Source organism: Flavobacteriales bacterium (assembly GCA_016716605.1).
GTDB lineage: Bacteria > Bacteroidota > Bacteroidia > Flavobacteriales_F > PHOS-HE28 > PHOS-HE28.
On the sequence record JADJWA010000001.1, the window covers coordinates 2775828 to 2792165 of the forward strand.

14 protein-coding genes and 1 tRNA gene are annotated in these 16338 nt (G+C 61.1%); 2 read left to right on the plus strand and 13 right to left on the minus strand.

The genetic code is table 11. The features are described from left to right. Window positions 1-143 precede the first annotated feature (143 nt). Window positions 144-3218 carry a hypothetical protein gene (locus IPM12_11200; protein MBK9148366.1) on the minus strand — a complete coding sequence of 1025 codons (3075 nt, stop codon included), beginning with the start codon at window positions 3216-3218 and terminating at the stop codon, window positions 144-146. 121 nt (window positions 3219-3339) lie between these two features. On the opposite strand from IPM12_11200, the gene IPM12_11205 reads away from it, so the two are divergent. Continuing rightward, entirely contained in the window at window positions 3340-3846 is a 507-nt protein-coding gene (locus tag IPM12_11205; GenBank protein MBK9148367.1) for a DUF4442 domain-containing protein, read from the plus strand. On the opposite strand, the gene IPM12_11210 is transcribed toward IPM12_11205, so the two are convergent. From IPM12_11210 to IPM12_11240, 7 genes are all read right to left on the minus strand, one after another. Continuing rightward, complete coding sequence (locus IPM12_11210) at window positions 3843-4481, minus strand: DUF2238 domain-containing protein (protein ID MBK9148368.1); 639 nt, start codon at window positions 4479-4481, stop codon at window positions 3843-3845. The two genes, IPM12_11205 and IPM12_11210, sit on opposite strands and share 4 nt — an antisense overlap. Before the next feature lie 17 nt (window positions 4482-4498). Continuing rightward, complete coding sequence (locus tag IPM12_11215) at window positions 4499-5134, minus strand: PorT family protein (GenBank protein MBK9148369.1); 636 nt, start codon at window positions 5132-5134, stop codon at window positions 4499-4501. Between the two features lie 26 nt (window positions 5135-5160). Next, on the minus strand, window positions 5161-6336 hold the full coding sequence (locus IPM12_11220; protein ID MBK9148370.1) for a glycosyltransferase: 1176 nt from the start codon (window positions 6334-6336) through the stop codon (window positions 5161-5163). After that, a complete protein-coding gene (locus IPM12_11225) occupies window positions 6333-7538 on the minus strand; it encodes a glycosyltransferase (protein MBK9148371.1) in 1206 nt (401 codons plus the stop codon). Before IPM12_11225 ends, IPM12_11220 begins: the two co-directional genes overlap by 4 nt. Then, window positions 7513-8976 carry an LptF/LptG family permease gene (locus IPM12_11230; protein MBK9148372.1) on the minus strand — a complete coding sequence of 488 codons (1464 nt, stop codon included), beginning with the start codon at window positions 8974-8976 and terminating at the stop codon, window positions 7513-7515. The genes IPM12_11225 and IPM12_11230 overlap by 26 nt, the downstream gene beginning before the upstream one ends. Window positions 8977-9021: 45 nt before the next feature. Continuing rightward, window positions 9022-9411 carry an SRPBCC domain-containing protein gene (locus tag IPM12_11235; protein ID MBK9148373.1) on the minus strand — a complete coding sequence of 130 codons (390 nt, stop codon included), beginning with the start codon at window positions 9409-9411 and terminating at the stop codon, window positions 9022-9024. A gap of 187 nt (window positions 9412-9598) precedes the next feature. Continuing rightward, a complete protein-coding gene (locus IPM12_11240) occupies window positions 9599-9937 on the minus strand; it encodes a hypothetical protein (GenBank protein ID MBK9148374.1) in 339 nt (112 codons plus the stop codon). A 37-nt stretch (window positions 9938-9974) separates the two neighbouring features. Here IPM12_11240 and IPM12_11245 point away from each other — a divergent pair. Then, window positions 9975-10048 (plus strand) — tRNA-Met (locus IPM12_11245). Window positions 10049-10337: 289 nt separating this feature from the next. On the opposite strand, the gene IPM12_11250 is transcribed toward IPM12_11245, so the two are convergent. The 5 genes from IPM12_11250 to cadA all read right to left on the minus strand — a co-directional run bounded on the left by IPM12_11250 (window position 10338) and on the right by cadA (window position 16292). After that, on the minus strand, window positions 10338-10751 hold the full coding sequence (locus tag IPM12_11250; protein ID MBK9148375.1) for a hypothetical protein: 414 nt from the start codon (window positions 10749-10751) through the stop codon (window positions 10338-10340). Between the two features lie 50 nt (window positions 10752-10801). Beyond that, window positions 10802-11116, minus strand: coding sequence for a hypothetical protein (locus IPM12_11255; protein MBK9148376.1), 315 nt, complete (start codon window positions 11114-11116; stop codon window positions 10802-10804). A gap of 75 nt (window positions 11117-11191) precedes the next feature. Continuing rightward, a complete protein-coding gene (locus tag IPM12_11260) occupies window positions 11192-11548 on the minus strand; it encodes a hypothetical protein (GenBank protein MBK9148377.1) in 357 nt (118 codons plus the stop codon). A 443-nt stretch (window positions 11549-11991) separates the two neighbouring features. Then, window positions 11992-14277, minus strand: a complete 2286-nt coding sequence (locus IPM12_11265) for a multicopper oxidase domain-containing protein (protein MBK9148378.1) — start codon at window positions 14275-14277, stop codon at window positions 11992-11994. After that, window positions 14274-16292: a cadmium-translocating P-type ATPase gene (gene cadA / locus IPM12_11270; protein ID MBK9148379.1), complete on the minus strand. Its 2019-nt coding sequence runs from the start codon at window positions 16290-16292 to the stop codon at window positions 14274-14276. Before cadA ends, IPM12_11265 begins: the two co-directional genes overlap by 4 nt. Window positions 16293-16338: the final 46 nt, after the last annotated feature.

Here is a 16338-nt window from a genome sequence, read left to right on the forward strand (position 1 = left end):
CACGTGGCGTCTTGCCACTGTAAACGCCTCTTACCATGGCATCCTTGATCAAACGAACCCCGCCCATGCTGCTGGTGGCTGGCATCTATTTGGTGCTGCTGGCCTTCGCACTGGTGGCCGTGAGCATCCGCATGTGACCGGCTTCAAGCTCCGCTGGTGAGCTGGCTGAGCAGCGCCTCATTGGGGACCCATCCGTGACTATCGGCGCTGAATTCGGCTCTCAGTCGCACCGCGAAGTACATCTGCACCTCGCCCTTCCCCTTCACCTTGATTGGCCCGCGCGGCACGGCCTCGATGGCGTGCATCACCTGCGCATACACCGCTCCGCTGATGTTGATGCGGCCGGCATCGCTATTGGCCTCCATGCGACTGGCCAGGTTCACGGCATCGCCCCAGATGTCGTAAGCGAATTTGCGGGTGCCCACCACGCCCGCCACCACCGGTCCGCTGTGCAGGCCGATGCGGATGGGCCATTCCTGCAAACCCCTCGAGCGGCGGTCGGCATTGCTGCGCTCCACGGCTTCGAGCATGGCGAAGGCCATGAGCACGGCCTGCAGCGCATGTACGGGCGATGGCGCCGGCAATCCTGAGGCGCACATGTACGCATCACCGATGGTCTTGATCTTCTCCACGCCGAAGCGGCCGCAGAGCGCATCGAATTGCCCGAAGTAGTGCTGCAGCTCGGACACCAGCGTATCGCTGTCCATGCGGCTGCTGAAGCTGGTGAACCCTTTGAAATCGCTGAAGAGCACGGTGCAGTGCTCGTGCCTGCGGGCTTCGGCGCGGCCCTTCGATTTGAGTTCCTCGGCGGTTGATACGGGAAGGATGTTGCGCAGGAGCTCATCGCTGCGTTCCTTCTCCGCCTCTAGTTCCTGCGTGCGGACCTGCACGGTGCGCTCGAGCCGTTCACGGTCGCGGCGCAGCTTGCGCGTGCGCAGCCGTGTGAAGCCGATGAAGCCGAGCAGCAGCGCACCAGTCGCACCTGCGCGGAAAGGGAGCCTTTGCCAGAAAGGCGGCGTGATGCTGAAGCTGAATTCGACGGGTGGGTCGCTCCATGCCGCTCCCGCGCTGCGCGCCCGCACGCGGAAGGCATATTCGCCGGGCGGGAGACCGCTGTAGGTGACATGGTCCGCGGCGGTCACTGGCGACCAGTCCTGATCGAGGCCGTCGAGGACATACTCATAGCGCACCTTTTCCGGATAGGCCAGGGAGATGCCGCTGAAATGGAAGGTGAAGTGGTTCTTGGTGTGCGGGAGGCGCAAATCACGCGGCAGGCTGCGGGCATCGTAGCCGTCGCACCACGGCGACCAATCGACCTGCTCGAAGAAGAGGCGCACGGCGGTGATGTGCACGACCGGTGCGCGCGATTCGGCCGCTGCCAGCCTTGGGTCATGGCGCGTGGCGCCGCGCACGGTGCCGAACCAGAGTGCGCTATCGGCATCGAGCAGGCAGGCGTTGCGGAAGCATTCGATGCCGATGAAGCCTTCGCTCGCTCCATGATGCACGATTCGGAGCACGCGCTCCTGCATCTCGTCCAGCTCGATCAGGTCAACTCCTTGGCGTGTTCCCACCCAGATGTTCTGCACGGCATCGAGGAGCACCTGCTCTACCGAGCTGCCCGAGAGGCCGTGTTCCACGCCGATGCTGTCCGTGCGCTGGCCGGAGAGCCGGTACAGCCCCTGCGCCTCGGTGCCGATCCACAGGTTCCCGAAGCGATCGCGCGCTAAGGCCGTCATGGCGGTTTGCGGCAGCAGACGATTGGGCCGTAGGCGCCAAGGCAGCGTTCGCGTGGGCAATACGTACAGGCCGCGCGCGGTGGCGGCCCATAGGGTATCGCCGCTGGTGGCGACTGCGGCCACAGGTTCGTCGCAGCCATCGACACGAAGGAAACGGCCATCGCCCAGGTCCGCGAACAGCCCTCGTTCAGTTCCCACCCAGCAACGGGCTTCCTCATCGAGCCTGATGCATTGGATCCGCCGCGCGTCGAGGCCGCTGTGGAGCGGTGCGATGCGCTGGCCATCGAATCGGAATAGTCCGTGAGAGGCGGTGCCGATCAGAAGGTAGCCGCTGGCATCCTCGCCCAGGGCCAGCACAAAGGGATCGGTGAGCCCTTCATCCACGCCGAAATGGGACAGGCCGGTTCCTGACCAGCGCGAGATTCCTCCGCCTGCGGTACCGAGCCACAACTGGCCCTCCGGGGTCCGGTGCATGGCGCTCACGGTGCGCGAACCCAGCCCATCACGGTCCGTGAAGTGCAGGAAGGCATCGCTGGTATGCTTCGTGATGCCGCCGAAGCCGGTGCCCGCCCAAACGGCGCCGCTCCGGTCATGCAGCAGGCATCGCACCAGATCGTGGCCGAGTCCATTGCCCTCCCGGATCCAACGCAGGTTCGGATGCCCGCTCTGCCTGGAGAGGTGAACGAGGCCGCTGCTGGTGCCGAACCAGAGATTGCCGTCGCCGGTGCGGAGCACTGCGATCAGGTCCGGATCGGGGAGTGCCAACGGCTGCAGGCCGAAGAATCGGCGTTCGAGCGGTAGGCGCTGCAAGTCCATGTCGAGTTCCGCGAATCCATTGGCCGTGCCCACGAGCAGGCCGAGCGCGTCGGCATGCAGGGCCTGCACGCGCGGATGCGGCAACTGCAACCTATCGTGCGTCTCCCACCGTTCGCCTCGCCGCACATAGAGACCGCTGTCAGTGCCAGCGATCAAGCGCTCCTGGTGGTCGACCACGATGGCGTGCACGTGCTCGCTGCCGAGTCCGTTCAATCGGCCTTGGTACCGCGATCCCGCGTTGCCGATGACGAGGACCCCTCGTCCTGCCGTAGCGCACCATGCGCTTCCACCATGCAAGGCGATGGCCTTGATCGACGGGCCTGTGGAAGCATGGACCAGTTCCACGGCACCGCTGCGCCAACGTGCCACGGTACCGTTGCCGAAGCCGAGCCAGACCACGCCGCTGCTGTCCGTCGCCAAGGCGGTTACCGCATCGTGAGGCAGTCCTTGCTTCCGGCCGATGGCGTCGAAGCGAAGACCATCCGTGCGCGCGGCCCCCTGCGCCGTGCCGATCCACAAGTAGCCATCGGCATCCTCGGCCATGGCGAAGACGGCGCTGCTGGGAAGGCCTTCCTCCACGGTGTACGTGCGAAGTCCGTACTGCTGCGCGTTGGCCCCGACCTTCGTGAGCAGGCCTAGGATGGCACAGGCAAGCACGCGGCGCATGGCGCGGAAGATAGGCCGGTGTTTCCGGCTACGGCTAGTCAGCGGAAATGGCTGACAGGTCAGGTGTCATTGCCGTATGCGTTGATCGGCCCGGATCGGCATGGGCCCTAGCTTCGCTCGCATGAAACTCTCCGATCTGCTCGGCAAGTCGAGGACCTCCTGGGCGCACCGATGGCTGGCCAACTTCCTCTTGCCTTGGCTGATCCCATTCAACCGACCGCACGGATTCCGCGTGGTGCCTTTAAAGGATGGCGGCATGAGCGTGGAGCTTCCGTACTGGCGCATCAACCGGAACCACATCAAAGGCATGCATGCGTGCGCGCTGGCCACGGCTGCCGAGATGTGCAGCGGACTAGCGGTTATTGAGCGCCTTGACCCCCAGGAGTACCGCATGATCCTGCGCGAGCTGCGCATTCAGTACCGTTACCAGGCCAAGCAACGCGTAGTCGCGTCGGCACCGGACCTGTCGGGTGCCATTGAGGAACAGGTGATCACACCCTTGCGATTGGCCGAGTCCGTGGACTACACCAGCACGGTTGAATTGCACGACATCGGCGGCAACCATATTGCCACCGGAACGGCCACCTGGCAGGTAAAGCCCTGGAGCAAGGTGCGCACGAAGCGCTAGCGCCGCAGAAGGCGTTTAACCACGCTCGCCAGCACCATGGCCAGCACCGCTCCGCTGAAGGCCAGTCCCATGTCCTTCTGCGCGTCCCAGACATCGCCTTGGGTGCCCAGGTAAGCCACGCCCTGCGCAGGGAAGAAGATGTCGGCCACGGCCCATTCGAGCAGCTCGTAGGCCGCGCTGAAGCTCATGGTGATCTCCACCGGCAGCACCAAGCACACCCAGTTCGGCCATTGGAAGTGGTTCATGAAATAGTCGCGCATGGGGTAGGCGAGGAGGAAACCGAAGCTGAAGTGAACGATGCGGTCGTAGTGGTTGCGTTCCCAGAGCAGCGCATCCTTGAGCCAATGGCCCAAAGGGTTCTCGGCGTAGGTATACATGGCGCCGTAGATGTGCAGGATGATGTACACGAACATGAGGCTGTAGCTGGCATCACTGAACTTGAAGCGCTTGTGCGTGAGGGCCATTCCGCCGATGAAGAGGATGGTGAGCGCGTTCTCCGTGATCCAGTTGGCGCGGTCGGTGGTGCCGATGAAGGTCCAGGCCCACACGAGCAGGAAGATGACGAGAAAGGCCTTGAGCAGCGGGTGGTCGCGGAAAGCTTTGCGGACAGGGGAGGAGGCCGTCGTGAAAGTCATGTGGATCGGATCAATGCTCAATCCTCCAGCTTTTCCTTGTCACTGGCCGGAGGTGGCTTCGGATTATTGAAGCGGAAGTACGCCGTGAGCATGTATACCTGGTTCTGCGGGCGCACAACGGGATCCAGTAGTCCAGTGCTCGATTGCCCCCGCGCATCGAATCCCCAGCGTTGCCCTTCCATGCCGAATCCCAAGGTGATGCTGAACTGCGATCGGCGCTCGTTATCCGCAAGTGCGACTGGTTCATCGAAGGTGAGCTGGCCGTTCAAGAAGCGCTGCTCGCGGCCGCGCACGAACCAGCCGAGGCCGGGCCCAGCGAGGATGAACAGGCCATTGGGCTTGCGGTCGGTGGAGATCTTCAGCACCAGCGGCACCTCGATGTAGCGCAGGGTGAAAACGGTGCTGAGGCCTGATGCTGGTACACGGACCAAGGCACCCTTGGTCATCCAAAGCAACTCCGGCATCAGGGCTACCTGCGGGTGCAAGGGCGCCTCGAAGTACCAGCCGAACAAGGGGCCGGGCAGCATGTCGGCCTTGCTCCCGCCGAAAACGCCTGGTCCTCGGGTGGCGAGGCCGATGCCGATGCGCGGCCCATGCTGCGCCGAAGCCATGCAAGCCACGAAGGCGCAGAGAACGGTGATGAGGAAGCGCATGCGCCGAAGATCGCAATTGGCCGCGATCACGCGCGTGCTGTGATCAGGCGCTCCAGGTCGGCGGCGCTGCGGTCCCAATCGAATCGCTCGCGCACGAAGGCGCAGCCATTGGCGGCGATGCGGTCGCGCTCCTGCGCATCATCGAGCAGGCGCAGCACAAGCTCCGCGTAATCCTCCGGTGATTCGCCGATGAGGACCGCATCGCCGGGAGGCGCCCCCACCGCGTTGTTGGCCAACGCGCTGGTGATGCACGGCACGCGCATGGCCATGGCCTCGAGCAGCTTGTTCTGCAAACCGGTGCCGATCTGCATGGGCGCGATGAAGATCCGTGAGGCGGCGTAAGAGTTGCGGATGTCCTTCACCCAGCCGGTAACGGTGACCAACGGGTCCCGACGGGCCAATTCGCGCACGCTGGCGCTGGGGTCAACGCCGCTGATCAGCAGGGTGGCCTTCGGCCGGGAGCGCCGCACCAAGGGCAGCACCTTGTTCACCAGGTACAGCACGCTGTCGATGTTGGGCGGGTAGTTCATGTTGCCGGTGAACAGCAGGTCATAGCGAGGCTCCTCGGCTTGGGGCGCGAAGTGCTCCATGTCCACCCCATTGGGCACAACAGCCATGCGGTCGCGCAAAGGGTGATAGATATAGTCGCGGTCCTGGGTGCTGATGATCACCTGGTGGTCGAACTGGTCGAACATGAGATTCTCGTACCGGATCAGGCGCTTGGTCTCCAGGCGGAAGATGGGCTTGAGGAACCAGGGCGCCGTCTCCGTGCGGCGCTCCATGCCCTTGCTCAGCGTATCCATGTAATCGAGGGTCTTCGGCAGCGCGTACCGGCGCCGCACGTACTCGGTGGTGCGCACCAGTTGGCAGATCACATGCTCCGGGCCGATGCGATCGATGGCCGCATCGATCCGGCGTTGCGCGTGCGCGTGGTAGAAGTACACTACCTGCACCGGCAGCCGCGCGAAGAGCGCGGTGATGAGCTTGAGCACGATGCGCCAGCGCGGGATGCGCACCACTTCGATGCTGGCGCAGAAACGGGCCAGGTGCGCCACATGCTCGGGCTCGGCAGGCGTATCGCTCAGGCACACCAGGTGGAGCTCGTGCCTCCTGGCTAGGCGCGCGATGAGGTGGTATGCGCGGAGCTTGTCTCCTTTCTCCAACGGATAGGGCACGCGCGAGAGGAGCACCAGCAGCCTCATGCCTTAAGCAGGCGCTTGTAGAATGCGGTGAGGTCCTGCACGATGGGCCTATCGGCATAGGAACGCTCGATCAGCTTGCGGGCCGCCCGGCCCAGCGATGCGGCCCGTGAGGCATCGGCCGCAAGGGCGATCATATGGTCCGCGAAGGCTTGGGCGCTTGTGGCGAGCAGGATTTCCTTGCCATCGGTGCAGCCGATCCCTTCAGCGCCGATTGGCGTGCTCACCACGGCCTTGCCCATGGCCATTCCTTCGATGATCTTCACGCGCATGCCGCCAGCGCTGAACAGCGGCACCACCATCACCTGATGCTTCCGCATGTAGCTCACTGCGTTCTTCACGCGGCCTTTCACCGTAACACCCGCCAGTTCGGCGCTCATCAGGTCGGCGGGCATCCGGTTGCCGGCCAGGTGCAGTTGCGCCTTGGGCTGCTTGCGGATCACTTTGGGCCATACGCTCCCGATCAGCCAGCGGATGCCTTCCTCGTTGGGCAGCCAATCCATGCTGCCCAGGTGGAAGAAGGCGGGTTGGCGCTCAGGGTCGATGGGATCGGCGGGGTATTCTGCGGGATCCACGGCGAAAGGCACGGTGACCACGGGCGTGCGGGTGCCATGCGCGCGGAAGTGCTCCGCATCGCTGGGGCTGATGGCCGCCACACCGTCCACGCGGTCGAGCACGGCCATCTCATACTCTTCGAGCTGCTTGGCCAGGTAGCGCCGATACGGCCGCTTGATGATGTTGCGCTCGCCGCTGGCGATGCGCGACTGGATCATGTGCTCCAGGTTGTGGCTGCGCAGCACGATGCGGGCGTTGCAGTAGCGCCTGATAGTGGGGATGTACGGGGTCATGAACAGGCTTTCGAGCTGCACGATGTCGAACTTCTGCTCCGAGAGCAGCCGGATGAGCCGGATGTCCATGTCCGGCGAGAAGAAGCGGCTGATGTTGTAGTTGTCGGCCGTGATCAGGTCCGTGAAGGCATCCACGAGGTTGATCGCGGTATCCACGTACACCCCTTCCATGGCGGTGGCCGCCATCAGGTCGACCGGCACGGATCCGGGATCGAGCGGCTGCTTGGCCGTGCTGATGCACAGCACCTTCACCGCATGCCCGGCAGCGAGCAGGCCGCGCGTGATGTTGTGCATGGCCTTGCTGCCGCCATCGATCGGCGGCCAAGGCGGTTTATTGCAGAGCTGCAGGATCTGCATCCTTCGTGCTTCGTCGCCAGTGCGAACGGAGTTTCTCCCAGCCGCGATGATACGCATCGCGGTCGAGGAGGGGACTGTCCGAAGAGGCCTTCCAGGTGATGAACAAACCGATGGGGAGCAGCACGATCAGGCCCATCCAGATGCCCGGCCAGCCCTGCATCTCACCGGCGATCACCAGCTTCTCGGTGGCGAAGCTCACGATGTGGAACACGAGGAAGAAGAGGATGGCCAGCACCACGGGCAGGCCCATGCCGCCCCGGCGGATGATGGCCCCCAGCGGTGCTCCGATGAGGAAGAAGACCAGGCACGCGGCTGCGAGCATGGGCTTGCGGTGCCATTCGGCGCTGAACCGGGCGAGCTGGCTGGTGCGGCCCTCCATCTCCTTAGCGCAGCGGTCGGCATAGCTGGCATTGGCGCGTGCCATGTTCATGGCCATCTCGAAGGTCTCGCCGCGCGCTTGCACCGGGATCGAATCGAGCCAGGCCCCGGTGCCGCCGGTCTTGACGGGTGCCGTGGCTCGTGGCAAGGCGGGGGTGCTGCGCAAGGCGAAGAGGCTGTTGCGCAGGTGCGCGGCCTGCTCATCGCGGCGCTCGTTCACGGCCAGCCTCAGGCTGTCCATGCCGATGGCCAGCTGCCCCATGGTGAGCATCTTGTAATGGTCACGGTACAGGTCCTCATCCGTGCGCTGCATGCCAAGGCCGCTGAGGTCCATGGTGATCACGTCCTTGACGAAGGTGCCGCGCATCATGGGCCATCGCGCCCGGCGGTCCGGCGGTGCGCCGCCCTCATCGTAGAAGTGGCCATCCTCGAGGGTGAGCACCAGGAAATTGCCATCGGCGCTGCGCTCCATGAGGCCGCGCGCGGCGCGGATCACGGTGCCGTTGCCGCGCCGCGAGCCGCGATGATCGTAGATGAGCACATCGGTCAGGCGGCCGCTGTCCACGTCCTTCTCCATCACGCGTATGGAGAATCCGTCGATGCCGTTGTAGAAGATGCCCGGGGTGATGCTCAGCGCGGGCTTCTTCTCGCGCATGTCATAGAGCAGGCTGTGGAATTTGAGGTTGGCCAGCGGCAGCACGTTGTTGCTGAAGAACAGCGAGGATCCTGCGAGCACCACGGTGAAGGCGATCAGCGGCAGCAGGATCCGGCCAAGGCCCAGTCCGGCCGAGCGCATGGGCACCAGCTCGCTGTTCTCGCCCAGGCCGCCCATGGTCATCAATGAAGCCAGCAGGATCGCCAACGGCAGGGCCAGCGGAACGAAGCTTGATCCAGCGTAGAGCAGCAGCTCCAGCACAACGCTCATCGGCAGGCCCTTGCCCATGAGCTCATCCACATACTTCCACAGGAATTGCATCACCAGGATGAAGACAACCACCAGGAAGGTGATGGCCAGCGGGCCTACGAAGACCCGGATGATCATGCGGTGCAGTTTCTTCATGCCTTGCGGCCGGAGTGCGGTCGCAAAGGTGCGGCGATCAGGGTCCTAAGCGCCTAGTACGCGCGTGAGGTTGGCGATCTGTGAGGCCCAGAGCCCGCGCACATTCTCCACCTCGTCGGGCCAGGCGTGGTCGGTGACGATCAGCGCCACCTCATTGGTCATGTCGTCGATGCGGATGCGGAATTCGAAATAGGCCGCCGGGTCGTCGTTGTCGTCGATTCGTCGGAACCTGATCACTTCCGGGGCCTTGCGGCCGATCATGGTCGTGGCTTCCTCATCGGTGCCCCACTTGAAGGTGTACTGGTCGCCGCGCACATCCACATCGTCGCAGTACCATTCGCTGAAGCCGCTGGGTGAGCTGATCAGCTCGTACAGCACGTTCGGGTTGCTGTGCATCTCGAATTCCATGGTCACGCGCTCCTTCAAGGGTTTCATCTCCTCAGGGCGTTGCGCGGGCTTAGCCACAGGCTTTGGAACTGGTGCCGCCTTCGGCGCCGCGGTCTTCGCGGCAACTGCTGCTGCAGGTTTGGCTGTAGCGGATCTTACTACTGGCTTGGGAGCGGTGGCGGTTTTCCGGACGGGCGCCGTTGGCTTCTTGGCTGCAGGCTTGGGTGCTTTCGCCTTATCGGCGGCCACCACGGCCTTCTTCTGGAGCGGCTTCACCGGCATCGGCTTCTTGGTTACCGCCTTCTTGTTCGCAGCCTTGCCTGTAGGCCGGGGCTTTGAAGATCTCGTCGAAATGGTCCCTGCTGCGCGATTCGCGGCTGCTTTCGGATTGCCCTTCACGGCTTTGCCGGAGCGCGCTGCGGCTTTCTTCTTCACCGGCGCCGATCGCTTGCTCACTGGCTTCTTGTCGCGTGGTGCAGCGGATTTCTTCTTCTTGGCCATTCGGGTAGGGCGTTGATAGGGTGGCGGCTAAAGATAGAGGGGGCATTTTCCTGTGCAAGTGAGGCGTGTTCACCGATCCTATATTTGCCGCCCCTTGAACAAAAGGGCCTGGCGCGGTAGCTCAGCTGGTTAGAGCGCATGATTCATAATCCTGAGGTCGGGAGTTCAAGTCTCCCCCGCGCTACACAACCTCGGAAGCAAGCCCCTCTACTAGAGGGGTTTGTTGCGTTCAACGGATTTCCGTTTTACAAAATTGCTCCAAGTTCGATCCCTAAGGGCACCTATAGCCCCCACTTTCTAGTAACGGGTCGGGGTGCCCAAGAAGGGTACTACCGCGTTGCGGAGGAATTATCATGGGTGGAACGGAGCGCGTTCAAGTGCGAGGGGTTGCATGACCAGTCCATGGACACGTCCGCCAGACGCTCCTATCGCCGTTTTTGCGCACTTTCCTGCTGTGGCTGAGGGGGAAAGGCTTAGAGGCTTATTCCGCACAGGTAGACAATGACCCGCATCGCTCCGAAGACGATCGCCAAGACAGAAACTGTGCGCTGGACAGCTAGAAGCCCAGCCTTGCCATTGAGGAACCTTTCATGGGCAGCGGCATAACGGGCATTCCATGATTCGTCCATTGCAGCAGTGGGACCTTCCTCCTTGGGCATTGCGAGCAGTTCACGTTCGCCCCGCCGTTCATTGTTCTTGTAGATGAGCCACGCGGCGGACAGCGTGATCGACCATAGACCAAGGTCGATCGTGTTGAGAGACCTTAGGAAGCCAACACCCCCGCCGCAGGTAAACGCGTTGTAGGCAATGGCGATCACGAAAGGGCCAAGGATCAGGGTCAACCCAACCCAACCTGGCCAGTGCCCATCTTTCCGTTTGGTGGTCATCTATGAAGAAGAACTGGAACTGCGGATCATGGCGGCTAGAAGACGCGGGATCAAGTCCAATGGATGATGTGACCTTTCGACTGTGCCATGTCCAAAGCATCGCGCACCATGTGTTCAAGGTAGATATCGGGAGAAGTCAGGATCATGTTCAACACGTCAATTGGTTGTTCGCTGTTGCCTTGACCATCTACAGTGCATCGAAGTTCGATGGGCATTTTGGGATCAGATATCGTTGATGCTGATACTTCTCCATCCAGATCCACTTGGACATAGACAGGTCCGCGATTTCGATCGGTCAGAAACGAGAAATAAGCCGCATTGACGCGGGAAACAAAGAGAAGGCGGTGGACTGCGATAGTGGCCATAGCTGCTGTAATCGATACGAAGCTACCCACCGTCCGTCTGACATCCTCAGGGCCCGTACCCTTATGGTTGCGGTCTCAAGAGATCTTGGTACGAGCGCTCAAATTTGCTATCCATTCATGGTGCGCCACGAGACCGTCGCAGAACTCACGCTCTTCGGCCCCTTCAATTCCGAAGCGATACTCCGCACAATGCGTTCGGAGAAAGCCGTCATAGTGGAATCGCACGAGTACGTAGATATGGCGTAAGACTGTAGCGTGAGGTTCTCTTCCAATTGCGAACGCGAGAATCGTCCGTTCCTCGGAAACATGTACAGTGGTAAGGCACGCCATCATGGCCAGAGTGGTGGGCTTGTTGTGGAATTTGGAGAGCATCACTTTGATCGCTGTACGCAGGTCTCCGATCGCCCCTTTTTGCGTTCCGATGATCAGCATTGGCCCAACCCAGCAGCGTTCATTCACACATCGATTGCTAGCATCATCAACTTCATTCCCCCATGGTCATCGTGGCGCACATGAGCGCTCCATGGTAAATAGCCTTGGCTCCTACCGATCCAAGGTGTGGGTTTGATCCAGATCCGAAAATCTGGGGCAAAAAATTTGTGACGGATAGGGGCTTCTCGAATAGGCCCCTAGATCTAGGGGCTTATTTTCGATACGCCAATTCAGCCCTCTGAACAAACCCCCTGAATAGGGCCTTGTTCAGGGCCCTTCTCGTGCCAATGCTAATGAGCTAAGCTATCTGTCCATTGAACATGGTGTTGCGTAGTCACCTGTGGCAATCGGGTTGGCCGATTGTGCTTGACTAATTGCGGGGGAGCAAAGACCAAGCAGCGCAACAACTATCGAAGTGGGGAGTGGATTGGGCATCTTCGAGATTAGTAGCTCAGTACAACGCCCACACCGAAGTCCATGTCGCTGTCAAAGTGAGTGGAGAGCGCCCAAGTAGGGTTCAGGATGTATCGGGCACGGGCCATGAACTCACCATCGCTGTTGGCCATGACGTCTAGTCGAGCGCGTGCGGAGAGTGGAATATCCTCGCGCATTAACTGGGCCCGCACGCGACCATCCGTATCGATGCGGGTATCCAACACGAACAGCATGGGCAGAGTGTATTGGAAACCAGCGCAGATGGCGCTACGGCTGTCTTTCGTATTGCCTTGACCGAAAAGATTCTCTTCTCCGTCGTTCATGTGCGCCATACGTTGACGCCAATCGAAGCCGATGTAAGGGAACAACCATTGCATGCGGCCGAGGTAGCGACCGAAGTGCGTTTCCACTTCTTGCCCATGATGATCGGTGTACCCCAGCCTCCATTCAGCCTGCAACTTCCAGCGCTTGCTCTGGAGCATAGCCTCGCCGTCGCTGCCATTGGTGGCGAAGTCGTTCATGAACATGAAGTGCCAGCGCTTGTCATCGCGTGCGAAGCGCTTCCACGAGATCCCGCTCGCATAGGAACTGTCATTGGCGGCGGATGCTTCATAGCTGAACACGCGGCCCATTCCGCTCATCATGTGGTACAGGATGTGGCAGTGGAAGAACCAGTCGCCCTCCTCGGTGCCCGCGAACTCGATGGTGTCGGTTTCCATGGGCATGATGTCCAGCACGTTCTTCAGTGGTGCGTGATCGCCTTGACCGTTCAGCACGCGGAAGAAATGGCCGTGCAGGTGCATGGGGTGGCGCATCATGCTGTTGTTGAAGAGGACCACTCGCACGTTCTCGCCCTTGCGGATCATGATCTTGTCCGCCTCGGTAACGGTCCTATTGTCGATTGTCCAGAGGTAGCGGTTCATATTGCCCGTCAACTCGAAGCGCAATTCCTTCAAGGGACCAGGAGGAAGGGTCGTGCTGGTAGGGGAGCGCATCATCCCGTAGTTCAGCGTGACTATCGGGCTGGTGGTGGCGGCATGTCCGTGCCCAATGCCTTCCATACCCTGCATATCCTCGTGCTTCTTTGCTGGCACACTACCCGTGATCTCGGGATACATCACCGTGTTCATGTCCATGCGTTGCAAGGCCATGTTCATGCCCATGTCCTCCATGTCGCCGTTCATGCGCATCATGCCGTTCATCATCTTCATGCCCTCGAAGTACTTTAACGGGCCCAGCGGTAATGCAAGCTGTTTGATCCCCTTGCCAAGCCAGAGGGAGGTGCTGCGCGTGCGATCCTCGGACGTGGCCAGCAGTTCATAGGAGGTGCTGTGGGCGGGAATTGTGACGATGATGTCGTAGGTCTCCGCTACACCCATAATGAAGCGGTCTACTTCTACGGGCTCGACGTCCATGCCGTCACTGGCTACCACAGCCATCTTGCCACCCGCGTAAGTGATCCAGAAATAGCTGCTGGCACCGCCGTTGATCAACCGAACGCGCACGCGATCGCCCGCCTTGAACTGGGGTGCTTCATCCTCGGGCTTGCCGTTGGCTAGGAAGGTGTCGTAGTACACATCGCTCACATCCATGGCGCGCATGCGCTTCCATTCATTGGTGAGCTTGGTGCCCACATAACCTTCTTTGATCGCGTCCCAATAGCTCTGCGTGGTGCCAGGGCGGAGGCGGTTCTTCTGAATGCCAAACCAGTCGTTGGCGTTGTGCAGGCGGCGATGGACCTCATTTGGATCCATGTCCGTCCATTCGCTTAGGATCACGGTGTGCTCGGGTAGGGGTTCTTCATCGCGCTTGTGGATGATGAGCGCGCCGTGCATGCCGTTCTGCTCCTGAAGGTTCGTGTGCGAATGGTACCAGTACGTACCGCTTTGCACGAGCGGGAATTTGTACACCTGCGTGTCGCCCGCTTTGATCGGTGGGGTGGTCAGGTAGGGCACGCCATCGTAGCGGTTCGGTAGGATGATACCGTGCCAATGCAGGGAAGTTTCCTCTTTGGCCATGGCGTTGTGGACGATGATGAGCGCCGTATCGCCCTCGGTGAACTCCAATGTGGGCATGGGTGACTTGCCGTTCACCGCATATCCCTTGCGCGGCTTGCCCGTGAAGTTGTAGGTGGTGTCGGTGATAGTCAGTTCGTAGCGCGTGACCTTGGGCGTGAAGGGCGCCGCGAAGACCGAAGCGCCTAAGGGAACGTGCGCCCTGTCGGCGTCTTGTGCGGTCAGGCTTCCATGCAACACGATGGAGAACAAGGGGATGAACAGGCGGATCCCCTTCATCCGTTCGCAAGGTTGCGCTTCAGCAAGCGTGCGTTCAGCGCCACGATCACCGTGCTCAGGCTCATCAGGGCAGCGCCAAAGGCGGGACCGATCATGATGCCTTGTGCATGAAGCACTCCTGCTGCCAAGGGAATGGCCACAACGTTGTAGCCAGCGGCCCACCAAAGATTCTGCACCATTTTGCGATAGGTGGCGCGGCCGAAGAGCAGGAGTTGGAGGATGTCATTCGGATCGCTGCGTACGAGAATGATATCGGCCGTGGCGGCAGCGACGTCCGTTCCCGAACCAACGGCGATGCCCACATCGGCTTGGGCAAGTGCTGGCGCATCGTTCACACCGTCACCCGCCATGGCTACGTAGCCGCCCCCGTCTTGCAATCGCTTGATGATCTCCACCTTTTCGTGCGGGAGCACTTGGGAATAGTGCCCGTCCAGACCCAGCTCGTGGCTCACGTGGGCGGCCACGCGGTCGTTGTCGCCTGTGGCCATGTAGGTCTTGATGCCCAATGCGCGGAATCGTTCGATGGCCTGGAAGGAAGTGGCCCTGATCGGGTCGGCCAAGGCGATTGCTCCTGCTAAGCGGTCGTCAACCACCACGAAGACCACGGTTTCCGTGGCATCGGTGAACGTGCGATCAGGGATCGTCATGCCCAGCGCTCCCGTTTGCTTCGGGCTTGCGATCACCACCTTGTGGCCCTCCACGGTCCCTTGAACGCCATGGCCAGGATCCGCTTTGAAGTCAGTGGCCTGCTGGATCGACAGGCCATCGTCCTTCAGCTTCCGCAGTATCCCGCTGGCGATGGGATGTTCGGAATGTTGCTCTACCGCGCCCGCATACCGCAGCAAAGAGGCTTGGTCGAAGGTGTCATCCAGCACCACGACACGCGTTACGCCGAACTCACCTGTTGTCAGCGTACCCGTTTTGTCGAACACCATTGCGGAGACTTTCCGCGCGTTCTCGAAGGCGGTGCGATCGCGGATGAGTAGTCCGTTGCGTGCGGCTAGCATGGTGGAGTAAGCCACCACCAGCGGTACCGCCAATCCCAATGCGTGTGGGCAGGAGATCACCATCACCGTGACCATGCGCTCCAAGGCGAAGGGCAGGCCAGCGTCCATTAGCAACCATGCGATCATTGTGAGCACACCCGCACCCAAAGCCACATACGTGAGCCAGCGCGCGGCGCGATCGGCGAGGTGCTGCGTATTGGACTTCGCTTTCTGCGCCTCGCGGACAAGCTCGGCCACCTGATGCAGGTAGCTCGCTTCTCCCGTGTGTTCCACCCGCACGGTCAAAGAACCATTCCCGTTGACGGAACCACCGATGACCCGATCATTGACGCTCCTGAGAACGGGCAAGGATTCACCCGTGAGCATGCTCTCGTTCACATGACTTTCGCCGCTCACCACCACGCTATCGGCGGGTATCTTCTCGCCAGGCTTGATCAGGATCACATCGTTGACCTTCAATGTGACCAGCTTGACGTCCATCACATGGTCTCCATGCACCAAATGGGCTTCATCGGGCATGAGCCGCACCAGCAGATCTAGCGCGTTCGAGGTGGCCATCACCGAACGCATTTCGATGATATGGCCAAGTAACATGATGTCGATAAGGGTGGCCAATTCCCAATAGAACAGCATGCCAGCCAGACCAAAGACCACGGCTGTACTATACAGATATGCTGAAGTGATCGCGACAGCGATCAATGTCATCATGCCAGGTGCGCCCTTTCGCAGTTCACCGAGCGAACCTTGCAGGAAAGGCGAGCCACCGTAAACGAACACGGCTGTGGACAGCGCCAGTTGGATCCATGTGTCGCCTTGGAACCCCCAATGCACCCCTATGATCTCCTGCACCATGGGCGAGAGGACCACGATGGGGGCGGTGAGCAACAATGAGATCCAGAGCCGTCGCCGATAGTCGGCGATCATGGCTGGACCGTGGACGGAGTGATCACCACCGTGCTCGCCATGCGCTTGATGCGCGGGGGAAGCGGCCATCGCTGTGGATGGCATCGTATGGGACTGATGGTGTTCCACGACGTTGGCCTCTAGCCAATTG

Excerpts from the sequence above, each read along its gene's own strand:
- IPM12_11210 (MBK9148368.1), bottom strand. The coding sequence starts at position 4,481 with ATGACTTTCACGACGGCCTCCTCCCCTGTCCGCAAAGCTTTCCGCGAC.
- cadA (MBK9148379.1), bottom strand. The coding sequence starts at position 16,292 with ATGCCATCCACAGCGATGGCCGCTTCCCCCGCGCATCAAGCGCATGGC.
- IPM12_11225 (MBK9148371.1), bottom strand. The coding sequence starts at position 7,538 with ATGCAGATCCTGCAGCTCTGCAATAAACCGCCTTGGCCGCCGATCGAT.
- IPM12_11215 (MBK9148369.1), bottom strand. The coding sequence starts at position 5,134 with ATGCGCTTCCTCATCACCGTTCTCTGCGCCTTCGTGGCTTGCATGGCT.
- IPM12_11205 (MBK9148367.1), top strand. The coding sequence starts at position 3,340 with ATGAAACTCTCCGATCTGCTCGGCAAGTCGAGGACCTCCTGGGCGCAC.
- IPM12_11235 (MBK9148373.1), bottom strand. The coding sequence starts at position 9,411 with ATGAAACCCTTGAAGGAGCGCGTGACCATGGAATTCGAGATGCACAGC.
- IPM12_11255 (MBK9148376.1), bottom strand. The coding sequence starts at position 11,116 with ATGGCCACTATCGCAGTCCACCGCCTTCTCTTTGTTTCCCGCGTCAAT.
- IPM12_11250 (MBK9148375.1), bottom strand. The coding sequence starts at position 10,751 with ATGACCACCAAACGGAAAGATGGGCACTGGCCAGGTTGGGTTGGGTTG.
- IPM12_11265 (MBK9148378.1), bottom strand. The coding sequence starts at position 14,277 with ATGAAGGGGATCCGCCTGTTCATCCCCTTGTTCTCCATCGTGTTGCAT.
- IPM12_11200 (MBK9148366.1), bottom strand. The coding sequence starts at position 3,218 with ATGCGCCGCGTGCTTGCCTGTGCCATCCTAGGCCTGCTCACGAAGGTC.
- IPM12_11220 (MBK9148370.1), bottom strand. The coding sequence starts at position 6,336 with ATGAGGCTGCTGGTGCTCCTCTCGCGCGTGCCCTATCCGTTGGAGAAA.
- IPM12_11230 (MBK9148372.1), bottom strand. The coding sequence starts at position 8,976 with ATGAAGAAACTGCACCGCATGATCATCCGGGTCTTCGTAGGCCCGCTG.
- IPM12_11260 (MBK9148377.1), bottom strand. The coding sequence starts at position 11,548 with ATGCTGATCATCGGAACGCAAAAAGGGGCGATCGGAGACCTGCGTACA.